This window comes from Arthrobacter sp. NPDC097144, assembly GCF_044762205.1.
GTDB lineage: Bacteria > Actinomycetota > Actinomycetes > Actinomycetales > Micrococcaceae > Arthrobacter_B.
The window spans coordinates 220559-235216 of record NZ_JBIWDW010000005.1; the positions used below are offsets into that span (position 1 = coordinate 220559).

13 protein-coding genes are annotated in these 14658 nt (G+C 67.4%); 6 read left to right on the forward strand and 7 right to left on the reverse strand.

Annotated features, from left to right (window positions below):
* Nucleotides 1-66 precede the first annotated feature (66 nt).
* Both ACIQXM_RS13545 and ACIQXM_RS13550 read left to right on the forward strand, forming a co-directional pair.
* Nucleotides 67-1197, forward strand: coding sequence for a serine hydrolase domain-containing protein (locus ACIQXM_RS13545; protein ID WP_400932339.1), 1131 nt, complete (start codon nucleotides 67-69; stop codon nucleotides 1195-1197).
* Between the two features lie 159 nt (nucleotides 1198-1356).
* Nucleotides 1357-2019 carry a maleylpyruvate isomerase family mycothiol-dependent enzyme gene (locus tag ACIQXM_RS13550; protein ID WP_400932341.1) on the forward strand — a complete coding sequence of 221 codons (663 nt, stop codon included), beginning with the start codon at nucleotides 1357-1359 and terminating at the stop codon, nucleotides 2017-2019.
* 6 nt (nucleotides 2020-2025) lie between these two features.
* Here ACIQXM_RS13550 and ACIQXM_RS13555 read toward each other — a convergent pair whose 3' ends face one another.
* The 3 genes from ACIQXM_RS13555 to ACIQXM_RS13565 form a co-directional block, all read right to left on the reverse strand.
* Nucleotides 2026-3261, reverse strand: coding sequence for a cytochrome P450 (locus ACIQXM_RS13555; RefSeq protein ID WP_400932343.1), 1236 nt, complete (start codon nucleotides 3259-3261; stop codon nucleotides 2026-2028).
* Between the two features lie 69 nt (nucleotides 3262-3330).
* Complete coding sequence (locus ACIQXM_RS13560) at nucleotides 3331-4566, reverse strand: glycosyltransferase 87 family protein (protein WP_400932345.1); 1236 nt, start codon at nucleotides 4564-4566, stop codon at nucleotides 3331-3333.
* A gap of 10 nt (nucleotides 4567-4576) precedes the next feature.
* Complete coding sequence (locus tag ACIQXM_RS13565; protein WP_400932347.1) at nucleotides 4577-5923, reverse strand: MFS transporter; 1347 nt, start codon at nucleotides 5921-5923, stop codon at nucleotides 4577-4579.
* Nucleotides 5924-6142: 219 nt separating this feature from the next.
* Between ACIQXM_RS13565 and ACIQXM_RS13570 the strand changes: the two genes are divergently transcribed.
* Complete coding sequence (locus tag ACIQXM_RS13570; RefSeq protein WP_400932349.1) at nucleotides 6143-6982, forward strand: formate/nitrite transporter family protein; 840 nt, start codon at nucleotides 6143-6145, stop codon at nucleotides 6980-6982.
* Between the two features lie 14 nt (nucleotides 6983-6996).
* Here ACIQXM_RS13570 and ACIQXM_RS13575 read toward each other — a convergent pair whose 3' ends face one another.
* Nucleotides 6997-8445: a PLP-dependent aminotransferase family protein gene (locus ACIQXM_RS13575; RefSeq protein ID WP_400932351.1), complete on the reverse strand. Its 1449-nt coding sequence runs from the start codon at nucleotides 8443-8445 to the stop codon at nucleotides 6997-6999.
* Between ACIQXM_RS13575 and ACIQXM_RS13580 the strand changes: the two genes are divergently transcribed.
* The 3 genes from ACIQXM_RS13580 to ACIQXM_RS13590 all read left to right on the forward strand — a co-directional run bounded on the left by ACIQXM_RS13580 (nucleotide 8444) and on the right by ACIQXM_RS13590 (nucleotide 12636).
* On the forward strand, nucleotides 8444-9382 hold the full coding sequence (locus tag ACIQXM_RS13580) for a DMT family transporter (protein ID WP_400932353.1): 939 nt from the start codon (nucleotides 8444-8446) through the stop codon (nucleotides 9380-9382). The two genes, ACIQXM_RS13575 and ACIQXM_RS13580, sit on opposite strands and share 2 nt — an antisense overlap.
* 65 nt (nucleotides 9383-9447) lie before the next feature.
* A complete protein-coding gene (locus ACIQXM_RS13585) occupies nucleotides 9448-10035 on the forward strand; it encodes a DJ-1/PfpI family protein (RefSeq protein ID WP_400932355.1) in 588 nt (195 codons plus the stop codon).
* A gap of 117 nt (nucleotides 10036-10152) precedes the next feature.
* Nucleotides 10153-12636, forward strand: a complete 2484-nt coding sequence (locus ACIQXM_RS13590; protein ID WP_400932357.1) for an alpha/beta fold hydrolase — start codon at nucleotides 10153-10155, stop codon at nucleotides 12634-12636.
* Here the strand turns inward: ACIQXM_RS13590 and ACIQXM_RS13595 are convergent.
* Genes ACIQXM_RS13595 through ACIQXM_RS13605 form a run of 3 tightly spaced genes read right to left on the reverse strand, consistent with a single transcriptional unit; the run spans nucleotide 12630 to nucleotide 14305 of the window.
* Nucleotides 12630-12896, reverse strand: coding sequence for a hypothetical protein (locus tag ACIQXM_RS13595; protein WP_400932359.1), 267 nt, complete (start codon nucleotides 12894-12896; stop codon nucleotides 12630-12632). The genes ACIQXM_RS13590 and ACIQXM_RS13595 overlap by 7 nt on opposite strands.
* A 45-nt stretch (nucleotides 12897-12941) precedes the next feature.
* Nucleotides 12942-13739: a putative protein N(5)-glutamine methyltransferase gene (locus ACIQXM_RS13600; RefSeq protein WP_400932360.1), complete on the reverse strand. Its 798-nt coding sequence runs from the start codon at nucleotides 13737-13739 to the stop codon at nucleotides 12942-12944.
* Nucleotides 13739-14305, reverse strand: a complete 567-nt coding sequence (locus ACIQXM_RS13605; RefSeq protein WP_400932362.1) for a DUF4334 domain-containing protein — start codon at nucleotides 14303-14305, stop codon at nucleotides 13739-13741. Before ACIQXM_RS13605 ends, ACIQXM_RS13600 begins: the two co-directional genes overlap by 1 nt.
* Nucleotides 14306-14658: the final 353 nt, after the last annotated feature.

Genomic DNA, 14658 nt, shown 5'->3' on the forward strand with positions numbered 1-14658 from the left:
ATTCGGCTACCGGCAGCGGCAGAGCGGGCCGTTGACCGCAGCCCTGTGCTGCCGGACAGTTGACCCATGCCTTCCAACGCCGCACCACTGTGGGACGCGCTGGCCGGGACTGTCAGCTCGGGCAGGTATCCGGGCCTGGTCGCGGGCGTGCGGATCAACGGCGAGACCGAAGTCTTCGCCGCCGGTTCCCTGACCATCGGGTCCACGGCTCCCATGGCTGAGGATACTCCGTTCCGCATCGCGTCCCTGAGCAAGCCGATGGGCGGCGCGCTGGCCCTGAGCCTGGTGGCGGACGGGAAGCTGGGACTGGACGACGACGTCGCCCGCTGGCTTCCGGCGCTGGCAGCGCCGCGCGTACTGGCCACCCCGGACGCACCGCTGTCGCTGACCGTTCCGGCACGCGGCCCGATCACCGTCCGCCACCTGCTCACTTTTACCGCGGGACTTGGCATCGACTTCGGGACAACTCCGTATGCGGCGGCGACGCGGGAGCTTTTATGGGGCCCGAATCCGCCGGAGGTGCCGCCGGAGGAGTATCTCTCACGGCTCTCCGGGCTGCCCCTGGCGCACCAGCCCGGGGAGCGGTGGATGTACCACGCGTGCGCCGACGTCCTCTCCGTCCTGCTCCCGGCCGTCGCGCTGGCCCCGCTCGGCCAGCTGTTCGAGGAACGGATCAGCGGGCCGCTGGGGCTGGCCGGCACCGGTTTCCCCACCGGCCGCGAGGAATTTCCGGTCCAGTATGAAGCCACCGCTGCAGGACTGCGCGAGGCCGTGTCCTACCGGGATGCCCTGTCCGAGCCTCCGGTCTTCGAATCCCTGGCCGGCGGACTGGTGTCCACCGTCCCGGACTACCTCACCTTCCTGTCGGCACTGGCCGACGACGAACTGCTTCCGGCCGCGCTCCGCGAGATGATGACCAGCGACCAGCTCACCGGACCGCAGCGCGCCGGGATGATGGAGATGGCCGGCCCCGACGAATCCTGGGGCTTCATGACGGCGGTGCAGGTGGGCGTCGGCGAGCCGTGGTCCGAACCCGGCATGTGGGGCTGGTCCGGAGGCTCCGGGGTCTGTGCGGCGGTGTATCCGAACGGTGACATGGGGGTGGTGTTCACTCAGCGCTTCCTCAGCGGACCGCGGGACAACTTTGATTTCTTCTGGGAACCCTTCGGCGCAGTCCGGGATGGCGCCCGGCCGTAATCTCCGGGTGCCGCATCATCTGCTGCCGGCCCTCGGCTGAGAGGTAGGGTCCGCCGTCGTGATTGGGCGTTGAACCTGTTGCCGGTCCCGGCGATTTGCTAGCGTCTTGCCGCAGGGATTCGGCACCGCAGGCGGCGGGACAGAGATGAAGGCAGAGCCATGGTCACTGCAAAAAACCTTGATGTAGAAGCGTTGTGGGCCCTGGCCCACAGCGAACGGGCAGCACTGGCGGAGGACCTGGCCGGCCTCACGGAGGCCCAATGGCAGCACCGCAGTTTGTGCGGAGACTGGACGGTTGAGCAGGTCCTTGCCCACCTGACGGCTGCCGCCAGCCTCAACCAGCGGCAGTGGCTGCGGAGCATGGCGGCGGCACGGTTCCGCCCGGAGGTGCACAACCAGCGCCGGCTCGCGCAGCATCTGGGAGCCGTCCCCGAAGAAACCCTCGAACGGTTCCGGGTGGTCATCAACAGCACCACCGCGCCGTCGGCACACACGGCGGCCTATCTGGGAGAAGTGGTGGTCCATGCCCAGGACATCCGCCGGCCACTGGGCCTGCCCCGCCCCCCGAGCTTTGAAGCCCTGGCGGCGGTGGCCGGATTCTTTGTCACCCGGGACTTCACCGTTCCCAGCCGCACCTACTCCACGGGGCTCCAGCTGAGGGCCACTGACGGTTTCTTCACCGCCGGCTACGGGCTGCTGGTCACCGGACCGCTGCTGGCCCTGGTCATGAGCATTGCCGGCCGTGCCGCGTATCTGGAGGACCTCGACGGGCCCGGAGCCCCAACCCTGCGGGCCCGCCTTCAGCGTGCCGGCGTGCAGTGAGAGCCCTTACTTGGCCGTCAGGAGCAGGCCGGAGCGCGGAATCGAGGGCAGCTGGGACAACGAAATGCTCAGGTCCTGCGCCGGAACACGGTAACCGCCCGAGGCCAGCATCCGCACCGCTGTCTTCACCAGTTCCAGTGTGAGGGCCTCGCCGGGGCACCGGTGTGCGGTGGTGACCTGGCCGGCTCCCTGCGGCACCAGCCGGTAGGGATTGTCATCCCAGGAACGGAACCGTTCGGGACGGAAAGCCTCGGGATCCGGCCAGAGCCGGGCATCATGGTTGGTGCCGTAGATGTCCAGCATCACCCAGGCACCCGGCCGGAAGTCATGGCCGTTCCAGCTGAACTCCTTCAGTGCAGTGCCGGCGATGGCCGGGAAGAAGGGATAGTAGCGCCGCACTTCCTGAGCGAAGGGCTCCAGGTCCTCCAGATCCTCCGGGGTGCCGGCCGCGAACTGCTGCTGCCACTGGGGATGTTCCACCAGGGCCGTGCCGGCGAAGGTGATGAAGCGTGCCACCGCCACGATTGGACGCAGCACGTTGAGCAGTTCAACCGCCGCAATGTCCGCCGGCAGCAGGTTCCCTTCCCGGTCCCGGTGGCCCGCAACCAGCCCAACGGCCGACGTCGGGCTCACCTGCATGCTGCCGGACCGAATCGCTCCGATCATCTCCTGGGCCCACTTTTCGGTGCGGCGGCGGCGCAGCTGGGCCCACCAGTTCTGCGGCCCGAAGGAACCGGCCTGGTCCACCATCAGGCCGAATTCGGCTGCACGCTGGTCCACCTGGGCATCGGAGACCGGAATGCCGGCCCATTCACACGCCGCGGCGGTGAGCATCCAGCGTGCTTCCTCGTGCAGGACCACGGCGGAGGACGTCCAGCCGGCGCTGCGCCGGCGCCAGACGGCTTCGAAGATCGACCCCAGCCGGGCCACGGACTCGGGCGCCATCATGTCCATGAACATTCCCTTGCGGTGGTGGTGCTCGGCGCCGTTGAGGGTCTGCACGCTGCCCTTGTCCTGGAGCAGGTGCACCACGGTGGGCGGCAGGGCGCCCTTGCGGCTGAACCGGTCGCCGTCGTAAAAGATCCGGGCCGCCTCCTCGCCGCGCATACAGTAGACCGGGCGTCCGGCGATGCGGGTGCGGAACAGATCCGTTCCCAGGCGGTCGCAGCGTGAGGAGATGAACGTGTATCCCTCGCGCAGGAAGGCCAGGGAGCTGTCCAGCGCGGGCAGTTGAGAAAACATGGAAGTCACTCCGGAGGATGGGTAGTCAGGATGCTTACTATCTCCAGCCTACTCAAACAGGGTGCTGCTTCACACAGCGGGTGCCGGCAACGGATCCGTTGCCCAGTAGCCCAGGGCCGCCACGGGAAGGATGACACCCAGGCTGGTGAACAGCTCCAGCGCGGCCGGACCGTGTCCGCTGACCTCGCCCGTAAACATCATGGTGACGGTGATGGAAGAGAGCATGAACACCAGCACCAGCACTGCCGCCAGGGCGGTGCCCGCTGCCCGCAGGCCGGTCCGCCGCCGTCGTACCGAAACCCACAGTGCCGGCAGGATCAGGGCAATCCACACCCAGTGGTGGAACCAGGAAATGGGCGAGATGGCCAGCATGACCACCGCGTTGGCGCTGACGGCCGCGACGATGTCCCCGCGCCGGTCCGCCCGGCGGATGGCCAGGTACCCCAGGACGACGACGGCGGCCGAGGCCAGGAGCCACAGTGGACGCTGCAGGGACTCGGGAGTGCCCAGATGCGCGATCAGCGAGTTCAGTGACACGTTGTACATGTCCGTGGTGTCGCCCACCCGGCTGGAATCGGAGAGCGCATCGAACCAGAATGTGCGGGACTGGGCGGGGGAGGCGAGCCAGCCCAGGGCCACTGTGGCCGCGAACGTTGCTCCCATGGCGAGGATGGCGCGCCAGTCTCGGCGGGCCAGGAAGATCAGGCCGAAGGCCAGCGGAGTGAGTTTGATGCCGGCTGCCAGGCCGATCAGCATGCCGCGGGGCACGCGTCCGGCGGGGCGGAGCAGATCTGCCACGATCAGCAGCATGAGCATCGGATTGATCTGGCCGAAACCCAGCCCTTCGCGCCACGGGCCCAGCAGGCCAATGAGCAGGGTGGCTAGGACAACCACTCCGGCGGGACCGCCGAGTGCGGTCTTCAGGCGCGCGGGAAGGGCCGCCTGGTGCCGGAGGTAGCGGGACACCAGGAACGCCGTGGCCACCAGGCAGGCGCAGGAGGTTGCAGTCAGCAGTACCAGTCCGGCGGCTTCGGGGAGGAAGGCAAACGGCGTCAGGAGAAGCGCGGCGAACGGCGGATACGTGAACGGCAGGCCGCGGGTGTCCGTCTCCACCAGGCTCGGGTCATACAGCTGATGCTCACTTTTTCCCAGGAACGCCAGCGCGCCCTCGCGGTACACGGTGAAATCCAGGCCGTGGATCTGCGCTCCGAGAACCACCAGCACCAGCGCCGCGGGAATGCCGAGAAGAAACCAGGAAAGCGTGCTGCGGGTCCGCGTGCCGTCAGCCGACGTCGATAATGCCATGCCTGCCAGTCTAGTTGGGCCTCTGCGAGGCCACCGACCCGGCCCGGGCTGCGGCCCTGCCCGCCGCGGTCCCGTCCTGCTGCTGTCCCAGGTTTCGCAGGGAGGGGCGGCTCAGGAAGAAGGCAGCGATGGCCGCCGTCGCCAGGCCGCAGCAGGCGATCGTTGGAGCCGGCCCCATGGCGTCGCTGATCCAGCCGAGCAGATTGTTGGCCAGAAGCAGAGGGATCATCTGAGCCAGCACAGCTGCCGACTGGATCCGTCCCACGTGGGTCTCCGGAACGAGGGTGAGCATCAGCGGAGCGACCTTGCCGCTGAACACACCGGTTCCCAAACCGGCGACGGCGGCCAGCGCACCGCACAGCAACGGGTTTGGCACCCATGCGAGGCCCGTCATTGCCGCACCGCAGAGTGCCAGCCCCGCCACCGGCGTCACCCGGGCGAGTGCCCGGTGTCCCCTGGCGACGATGAGCAGCACCACCACCGCCATGCCCGCGGCATAACATCCAGCGACTGTTCCTGCTGCAGCAGCGTCCCAGCCTCTGCTGCGTCCCAGAAGCGGCACGAGCAGCGTTGTCAGCGGCAGCACCAAGCCGGACACAGCAGCCAGCAGGCCCAGGACCGCACGGATTTGCGTCAGTCGCCAGGCGACGCGGAGCCCGTCCGCCGCCTCGCGCAGCATGGAGCTGCGTGCTGCGGGCCGGGTTTCAGACGGGGCGTCAGGAGCCGGCGACGGCGACAGGGCCGGCCTCCGGGCGGCGGGGACCGCGCGCCGCAGGCACAGAAGAACCGTGAACATCAGCAGGTAGCCGGCTGCGGCCGCGGCAGCGCTTCCGCCCAGCGTCAGCCATGCTACGACGAAGCCCCCGGCCGCCGGTCCCGCAGCCGCGGTCAGCTGGATCAGCGCCTGGCGTGCCGCCGTCGCCCGCAGCAACGCGGGGCCGGGGGTCAGCAGCCGGGGAAAGGTTCCCGAGGCCGGACGGTAGAAAGCATCCGCCGTGCCCACAATGGCCGCGGCGGACAGCAAAAGCCACAGCGGCGTGCCCAGAATGAAAGCGAGCACCGCTGCCAGTGCGGACACCAGGAACATGATGCCGTCCGTAACAACCATGAGCTTCCACGGTCCCGCCCGGTCTGCGGCAACCCCGCCGTGCAGAGCCAGCAGGACACGCGGCAGGGTGATTGCCGTCAGGACCAGCCCGGCGGCGGTTCCGCCAAGGTCTGACGCCGACCAGCTCAGTCCAAAGGAAAGGACCTGGGTTCCCAGCAGGGTCCAGACGGTGCCGAAGAGCCACCAGGAGTAGGACGCGGGCAGGCGTTCTGCAACGGCAGCCGGAGGGGTGAAACCGGGTCTGGGCACGGGAGCTCCTGACTGATCTGTATTTTCGGATCACTGAGTGATCCATCAGCGTAGGCCGCCGCACCCCGTCTGTCACCCCTTAATATTCCTCAGCAGGCTTACTGTTGTATCCGGCGTGCTCGCCTGCATCCGTTCAGGCTCTCAGGCAGCCGTGAAGCAGGCAGGCCGGCAAGCCCCCAGGGCAGCAAAGAATTCCGCTTATGCGGGGAAGGGAACAGCATGAGCGAGGAACGCCGCAGGGAAATTGGGGAATCGGAAGCTCCCGTCGAGGACGAGCTGCAGGAGTCCTTTGAAAACACCATTACCGAAGGCGCGGAGCGGCTGCACCGAACGTTCCGCACCGTTCTTGTGACGGGAGTATTCGGAGGACTTGAGGTGGGGCTGGGCGTCATGGCGTATCTGGCCGTGATACATCAGACCGGGGATCATCTGCTGGCAGGCATAGCCTTCAGTGTTGGCCTGATTGCTCTGTTCCTGGCGCACAGCGAGCTCTTTACCGAGAACTTCCTGATGCCGGTTGCGGCAGTGGTGGCCAAGGAAGCCAGTGTGGGCCAGCTGCTCAAGCTCTGGGGCGGAACCCTGCTGGCCAACCTTGCCGGCGGCTGGATCATCATGTGGATTGTCATGCAGGCCTTTCCACAGTGGGAGGCCACCGTTGCCGAATCCGCCGCGCATTTCACGGATGCGCCGTTTTCCCTGCAGACCGTTGCGCTCGCCGTTTTGGGCGGCAGCACCATTACCCTGATGAGCCGCATGCAGCAAGGCACGTCCTCTGACCCGGCAAAGATCGTCGCCACAGTGATCGGCGGATTCCTTCTGGCCGGGCTCCAGATGTTCCACTCCATCCTGGACTCGCTGCTCATCTTCGGAGCCATCCAATCCGGTGCCAACATCACCTACCCCGACTGGCTCGCCTGGTTCGGCTACACGCTGCTTTTCAACATGGTGGGCGGACTGGTGCTGGTCACGGCCCTGCGTCTGGTGCGGACCAAGGAACTGCTCAAGCAGCGCCGGGCGGAAGCCCCGGCCGATCCCAACGCCTCCCGCGGCGAGGGCTAGGACCGCGGCGAGGGCTAGGACAGAGGGGCGGGCTGGGGAGAGGGTGGCAGCTCGAGCTGCCGCGCGAGGGCCGCACCGATAATGCGCGCAGCTTCCGGAAAAGCCCCGGGATTCGGCCCGGAGTAGTTCAGGCGAAGATATGGCCCTGTGGGTTCGGCCGGAAACCATTCATCTCCCGCCGCCACCACCACGCCGCCGCGCTCGCAGTCCAGCACCAGACGGGACAGATCAGTCGCGTCCGGCAGCCGCACCCACAGATTCAGTCCGCCCCCGGGCAGCACTGCCACATGGGCTCCGGGCACATGATCGCGAAGGGCTGTGTACAGCAGGTCGCGGCGCCCGGCCAGCTGCCGGCTCAGCCCGCGCCGGTGCGCAGCCCACGCCGGCTGGGTGACGACGTCGAGCGCCACCGCCTGCAGCATGCCGCTGACGTACATCGACTGTGCCTGCGTGTCCGCCAGAATGCGGTCACGGGCCGGTCCGCGGGCCACGATGCCGGCCACCCGGACAGCGGGCGAGACGCTTTTGGTCAGTGAGCGCAGGTACACCACATGACCGCTGTCATCGCGGGCTGCCAGCGGATGGGCTTCGGCCGTGATGCCAAAATCATGGGCCCAGTCATCTTCGATCAGGAACGCTCCGTACCTTCGGACGACGTCGAGCACGTCACCCGCAGTGCCCGCGGACCACTGGATCCCCGTTGGGTTGGCGAACGTGGGCTGGGCATAGAAGGCGCGCGCCCCGGTCTGCTCAAAAGCCCGGACCAGATCTTCCGGGTTGGGCCCGTTGATGCCGCTGGGAATGGGAACAACTTCCACGCCGGCCTGCGCCGCCGCGAGGATTGCGCCCCAGTACGTCGGCGATTCCATCAACAGCGGACGGCCGGCGCCCACCAGCGCGCGGAACACGGAACTGAGCCCGCTCTGGCTGCCGGGGAGCACGACGACGTCGTTCGGCGCCGGCGGCGCGACGCCGGCCGGAGTACCCGATTCCAGCTCACCGGCGAACCAGGCCTGCAGTTCCGGCAGGCCGGCTGCCGGTGAACGGCTCACCGCAGCACTGCTGCGGGCGGCGCGCGTGAACGCGGTGCGGACCAGGCGTTCGGGCAGCAGCTCGCGGTCCGGATAGCCGGAGTGCAGGGAAATGACGTCATTGGAGGCGGTGCGCAGGGCTGCGGAAAGCTGCGGAACGCGGGCCTGGGGTGCGCCGAGGGCGGCCGTCTGCCAGCCGTAATCGTTGGGGCGTGCTAGCCGGACGGCGCGGACAAACGTTCCCACTCCGGGGCGGCTTTCCACTGTTCCCTGGGCGGCCAGTGTCCGCAGTGCCTGCTGTACAGTGACCGGGCTGGCACCGTACTGGGATACCAGCGACCTGGTGGAAGGAAGCATGGCTCCCGGTGCTGCCGTGGAGATCCAGGCCCGCAGACCTGCAACAATCCGTGCACTACTGCTATCGTGAGACATGTCACAGCATAGTAGCGCTACTCTTCAGAAATCACCACTGCTATCCACCAGGGCCGGCCTCGGCTGGGGCCTGCTGGGGGTGCTTGCCTTCTCCTTTACCCTGCCGCTGACCCGCATCGCGGTGGGGGACGGCGGGGACGGCGGAATGTCTCCGCTGTTTATCGGTGCCGCGCGGGCAGTCATCGCCGCAGTCCTCGCGGCGCTCGCGCTGTCCCTGACCCGCCAGAAGCTGCCGCACGGCCGGCAATGGCTGCGCCTTGGCGTGGTGGCCGGGGGAGTGGTGCTCGGCTTTCCCCTGCTGACCTCCTTTGCGCTCACCTCCTCTCCGGCCAGCCACGGCGCCGTCGTCGTCGGCCTGCTGCCGGCTGCCACAGCAGTGGCAGCCGTGCTGCGCGGACGGGAGCGGCCGCCCGTCTCGTTCTGGCTGACGGCAGCGGCAGGAGCCGGAGCTGTTGTCACGTTTGCGGCCGTGAGCGGCGGAGGACTCGGCGGACTGCACCTCGCTGACCTGCTGCTCTTCGGAGCCGTACTGGCCGGAGCGGCCGGATATGCCGAGGGCGGGCTGCTCGCCCGCGAACTGGGTGCTTGGCAGACGGTGTCCTGGGCGCTGGTGCTTGTTTCGCCGCTGATGATCGGGTTGACCACCGCCGCGGCACTCCGGCAGCCGCCGTCGGGCACCACCGGCGAGTGGGCGGCGCTGGCCTACCTCGGCATGGTCAGCATGTTCCTGGGTTTCTTCGCCTGGTACCGCGGCCTCGCCATCGGCCCCATGGCACAGGTAAGCCAGGTGCAGCTGGTCCAGCCGGTTCTGTCCCTCTGCTGGGCGGCCCTGCTCCTGAACGAGCGGCTGGGGTGGGCGACGCTCCTGGGCGGTGCCGCGGTTATCGCCTGTGCCGGGGTGTCGGTTCGCATGCGGCGACGGCGGGCCGCCGGCTGATACCGGCGTGTAAAGACGGCATGTCGGTCCCCGCTGATGCCGCAGGCACTGGCAGGATCGGGCACATGCGACATATTGGGATTCTGCTGTTTGACGGGGTTGAAGAACTGGATGCCGTAGGGCCGTGGGAGGTTCTGGCGTTCTGGACGCAGACATTTCCGGAGGACAACTATGACGTGTGCCTGCTATCCGCAGACGGGAAACCCGTCACGGCGGCCAAGGGAATGCTCCTGACGCCGCACACCTCCCGGTCGGAAGCACCGGACTTTGACGTCTTCCTTCACCCCGGCGGACGGGGTGCGCGGGCGCTGATGGTGGATGAGCAGCATCTGGAGTGGATGCGGTCCCTCCGGGCACAGGTTCCACTGATGACCAGCGTGTGCACGGGAAGCCTTGTCTATGCCGCCGCCGGGCTGCTGGCAGACCGCCCGGCCACCAGCTACTGGGATTCCCTGGCTCTGCTGGCCGAATTGGACCCCACTATTGAGGTCCGCTCCCAAGAGCGCTGGGTGGACGACGGCGATGTGGTCACCAGTGCGGGCGTGAGCGCCGGCATCGACATGGCCCTGCACCTGGTCCGCCGGCTGGCGGGGGAAGGCCGTGCCCGCCAGGTGCGCCGGGGTATCCAATACGACCCGCAGCCTCCGGTGTAGGAACCGGGTCAATTATTCGCTGGGCCCGCCAACGTCGGAGGGGTCAGCTAGGGTCGGCGGTAACCGGGCACAGGGATGTGTTCCCCGGGCCGATGGCAGGGGAAGGAACGGGGCGCGATGACAATGGAAGAGACCGTGGAACACCTGGACGTACTGATCATTGGCGCCGGACTCAGCGGCATCGGCGCGGCCTGCCGGCTGCGGCAGGAGCACCCCGGCCGAACCATCGCGCTGCTGGAATCCCGCAGCCGTCCGGGAGGAACCTGGGACCTCTTCCGCTATCCCGGAGTCCGCTCCGATTCGGACCTCTACACCTTCGGCTATGACTTCCGGCCCTGGCGCGAAGAGAAAGCAATCGCGGACGGTCCGAGCATCCTGCAGTACCTGAAAGACACCGCTGCGGAGTACGGCGTTGATGCCCTCATCCGCTACCACCACCGGGTCCTTGCCGCGGACTGGTCCAGCCGGGACTCGCGCTGGCACGTCACGGTGGAACGTACCGGGCCGCCGCAGGAGGATGCCGAGGAAAACGGCGCCGCCGAGGAACCCGCCGGATCCGGAGAAACCGTGCATCTTACGGCCGGCTGGATCTTTAATGCCGCGGGGTATTACCACTATGGCCAGGGGTATGTTCCGGAGATTCCGGGGCGGGAGCTTTTTGCGGGTCCGGTGGTGCATCCGCAGCACTGGCCCCGGGACCTGGACGTGGCTGGCAAACGGATAGCGGTGATCGGCAGCGGTGCCACCGCCGTAACCCTGGTTCCCGCGCTCGCCGACCTCGGGGCCGAGGTGACCATGATCCAGCGCACCCCAACATATATCCTGCCGATCCCGGCGAAGGATCCGATCGCGCGGCGGCTGCGCGGCGTCGTCGGACCCGAACGTACCGGACGCATCATGGCCGAAATCAGCGCCCGCCGGCAACGCGCCATCTGGGTCGTCTGCCAGCGCTGGCCGCGTGCCGCGCGCAAGGTCATCCGGCGCATCCAGTCCGGCGTTGTTCCCCCGGATTTCGACCTGGACACGCACCTCAACCCGCCGTACCAGCCCTGGGACCAGCGGCTGTGCGCCGTGCCCGACGGTGATTTTTTCACTGCCCTGCGCAGCGGCCGGGCAACCATAATCACCGGGCAGACGGCCGGCTTCAGTGCGGACGGACTCCGGCTTGCCTCGGGCGAGGAGGTGAAGGCCGACGTCGTCGTAACCGCCACCGGGTTTATCGTCCAGGTGCTGGGCGGCATTGAGATGAGGCTCGACGGCGTTCCGGTGCGGTTGCCCGAGCACGTGGCTTACCGCGGCGTCATGCTCAGCGGCATCCCCAACATGGCCTTTGCCATCGGGTACACCAACGCCTCCTGGACGCTGAAGGTTGGACTGCTGACCCGGTGGTTCTCCCGGCTGCTCACCCATATGGACCGGCACGGGCTGAGTGCGGCCGTTCCCGTTCCGCCGGAGGGCCTTCAAACGCGGCCGCTGCTGGATTTCGGTGCCGGATACGTCCAGCGCAGCCTCGCGGACCTGCCGCGGCAGGGCACCCAGGAGCCGTGGCTGATGACCATGAACTTCCTGGCCGACCGCAGGGATCTGCAGAAAGGGGACCTGGTGGACGATTATTTGCGGTTCACGCCCGCCGAAGACACAAACAACCCGGAAGGAGACCGGTTTGCTGCCCTGGAATCCGGAGTGCGGCTTTGTTACCGGGTGAGCGGCCCGGACGACGGGGAGCCGGTGGCCCTGGTGGCCGGGCTCGGCCTGGACCTGACCTGCTGGCCGGACGGTTTCGTGAACGGCCTGGCTGCAGCCGGTTACCGGGTGATCCGCTTCGACAACCGGGATGCCGGACGTTCCAGCCGGATGCGGACACCCGCCCCGTCCCTGCTGCATCAGGCATTGGGACGTCCAGTGCCCGGCGCCTACCGGGTTGAGGACATGGCGGACGACGTCGTCGGGCTTTTGGATCACCTGGAGATTGAACGCGCCCACGTGGCGGGAATGTCCCTGGGCGGCATGATTGCGCAGTCCGTGGCCGCTCATCACCCGGACCGGGTACTCACCCTGACATCTATAATCTCAACCACCGGTGCCCGGGGGACCGGAGGGGCATCCCTGTCCACCAAGCTGAGGTTTGCCGCACGGCCTCCGCGCACCCGGGAGCAGTTCATCCGGTCGAGGGTTGCCCTGATGGGCCATCTTTCCGGCCGGACGTACCCAGCTGATGCCGGTTTCGAGACCGAACAGGCCGGGCTGGCCTGGGACCGCGGTGACTACCCGGACCGGGGAACTGCCCGGTCCCGCCAGCTGGGCGCCATCAACGCGTCCGCCGACCGCACCCGTGACCTGGCTGACATCAAGGTTCCGACGCTGATCATCCACGGAGACCGGGATCCGGTGGTGGATCCCAGCGGCGGCGCGGCCACGGCGGCGGCCATTCCCGGTTCACGCCAGGCAACCGTTCCCGGCATGGGCCATTACTTCCACTCGGCCGTGGTACCCGAACTGCTGCGGCTCTTTGCCGGGCACCTGGCCTCCGGCCGGGCACCTGGCCTCCGGCCGGGCGCCGGGCCCTGCCGGAGGCCAGGGTGGAAAGGCTCCGGCTACTGAGCCATTCCCGGGGAAACCGGAACAAAGTTGATCTTGTTGTTGTCCAGGACCCGCTTCTTTGCAATGCGGGTGAAGCCCTTGGCGTCCAAATGGTTCTTGGCGCGGAAATCCGCCAGGGCGGCGTCGTATGCCTTATTCATCTGCTCGCCGGTGATGACTTCGGCGGTTCCGTCGGTGAAGCTGATGCTGACGGACGCCGACTGGGGAAAATGGCGGTCCATGCGAACGAAGCCGTCGGTGTCCTGCTGAAGAGAGATCAAGTGTTTCCGCCTTTAGAGATGATGAGGTTCCAGTCTTCCCTATCTTTACGGTGGCGCTTTACCAGATGTGCGGCGGCCGACGGCGATTGTTGCCTCCGGTTCCTCCCCGCACATGATTTGCGGCTCCAGTCCGCGCACCGCCATGAGATGTCCCACTGCTCCGGCCTGGCTCCGGCTGCACTCCACCACCACGGAGCCTTCGGGCCCCAGCCACACAGGTGCTGACTCGATGATGCGCCTCAGCACATCCAAACCGTCGGATCCGCCGTCGAGGGTTAAGGCGGGTTCATAGTCCCGCGCCTCGGGCGGCATGGAGCCAAGCTGGGCGGTGGGAACGTAGGGGGCGTTGGCGGCGACGACGTCGATCCGGCCGCGAAGCCCTCCCGGCAGCGCCTCGAACAGATTGCCCTGCAAAACGGACGCCTGCCCCGCCAGATTGGTCCGGGCGCAGGCAACGGCGGCTGTCTGAAGATCAACGGCGTAAGCCTCCGGCGCGGAGGCCGCGTGCGCGGCAACGGCCATGCTGACCGCCCCGGAGCCGCAGCAAAGCTCTGCGAACACCGGATGGCTGAGGTTTTCGAGCAGCGCAATGGCGTGGGCGGCGAGCAGCTCCGTCCGCCTCCGGGGGACGAAGACATTGGGGGCAACCGGTATGCGCAGCCCGTAGAATTCTGCCCAGCCAAGGACCTGTTCAAGCGGGTAACCCTCACACCGCTGCTGGACCATCTGCTCCAGAGCTTTGGAACCGGTGGCTTCCGAGAGCAGGAGGCGGGCCTCCTCTGCGGCAAACACGCAGCCTGCTAAGCGAAGCCGTGCTGCCAGTGATGCTTCGGAGGGTCTCATCAGTCGTGCCGGAGGGTGAACATAAACGGCGGGAGCGGGCCGCGCAGATCCATGGCGCCGAGCAGCGTGCCGTTGTCCACCCGGCGGAAGACGTCGTTGATGGGCAGGGCGTCGTAGATCATGGTGGCGGTAAGAACGCCGCGGTACTCCGTCATCCGCAGGCGGGCTTTCGGCTTCGTGGTCCGGGTCAGCGGCAGCAGCGGCCGGATCAGGCGGGCGGCGACCTGTGTGCGTGCGGTTGATTTGCGGACCAGCCGCGACAGCCGGAGGGAGGCGGCCAGCGGAACAACGCGGGGATTTACGTCAAAGCACCGTCCGCCCCTGTCGGCAAAGACCAGCGGGTGTGCGCCGTCAGGTCCGTCAAACTGCTTTCCCTGCCAGCCTAGGGGTCCCAGGAGTCCGTCGAACGGGTGACCCGTTGGAAGGTCTGCACCGTGCCAGAAGCCCGCGAGCTCTTCAATGCTGACCGGTTGGAGCGAGTCAAAGAAGGTCAGGGCTTCTTCCGGTGTGGTGCCGGAACTGAGGACCCGCAGCCGGGTTTGGGGACGGTAATCCTCGTGTTCCATTCCTCGGTCCTCAGATCTGTTGTCTATCCGGCTTACCGGCCCTTATTGTTCTCGCGCCTTTATTGTCCTCGCGGAGGAGTGCTCCGGGAGTAATCGCGAGTAAAGAACCAGTAATGCCAAGGGCTGCCGGATGGGGCGCCGAGCAATAAAATAGAACACATGTACGAATCTTTAGGGCAGGTGGGATCACAGCCCGGGGCGGGGAAGCTTTCCGGACTGCTCCCGCTTTCCGGGCGGCTTTCGAAGCGCGGTTGCGGCGGTGGTGGGCTCAGTGCGGCTGAGCGGCCGCCGAGAATTCAGGGGCCGTCGAAGGGCTACGGGCCATCGGCGGATCAGCGGACGTCGACCGCTGA

Bases quoted from the DNA above. Each gene is read 5' to 3' on its own strand.
- ACIQXM_RS13545 (WP_400932339.1), top strand. From the start codon at position 67: ATGCCTTCCAACGCCGCACCACTGTGGGACGCGCTGGCCGGGACTGTC.
- ACIQXM_RS13550 (WP_400932341.1), top strand. From the start codon at position 1,357: ATGGTCACTGCAAAAAACCTTGATGTAGAAGCGTTGTGGGCCCTGGCC.
- ACIQXM_RS13555 (WP_400932343.1), bottom strand. From the start codon at position 3,261: ATGTTTTCTCAACTGCCCGCGCTGGACAGCTCCCTGGCCTTCCTGCGC.
- ACIQXM_RS13560 (WP_400932345.1), bottom strand. From the start codon at position 4,566: ATGGCATTATCGACGTCGGCTGACGGCACGCGGACCCGCAGCACGCTT.
- ACIQXM_RS13570 (WP_400932349.1), top strand. From the start codon at position 6,143: ATGAGCGAGGAACGCCGCAGGGAAATTGGGGAATCGGAAGCTCCCGTC.
- ACIQXM_RS13580 (WP_400932353.1), top strand. From the start codon at position 8,444: ATGTCACAGCATAGTAGCGCTACTCTTCAGAAATCACCACTGCTATCC.
- ACIQXM_RS13575 (WP_400932351.1), bottom strand. From the start codon at position 8,445: ATGTCTCACGATAGCAGTAGTGCACGGATTGTTGCAGGTCTGCGGGCC.
- ACIQXM_RS13585 (WP_400932355.1), top strand. From the start codon at position 9,448: ATGCGACATATTGGGATTCTGCTGTTTGACGGGGTTGAAGAACTGGAT.
- ACIQXM_RS13590 (WP_400932357.1), top strand. From the start codon at position 10,153: ATGACAATGGAAGAGACCGTGGAACACCTGGACGTACTGATCATTGGC.
- ACIQXM_RS13600 (WP_400932360.1), bottom strand. From the start codon at position 13,739: ATGAGACCCTCCGAAGCATCACTGGCAGCACGGCTTCGCTTAGCAGGC.
- ACIQXM_RS13605 (WP_400932362.1), bottom strand. From the start codon at position 14,305: ATGGAACACGAGGATTACCGTCCCCAAACCCGGCTGCGGGTCCTCAGT.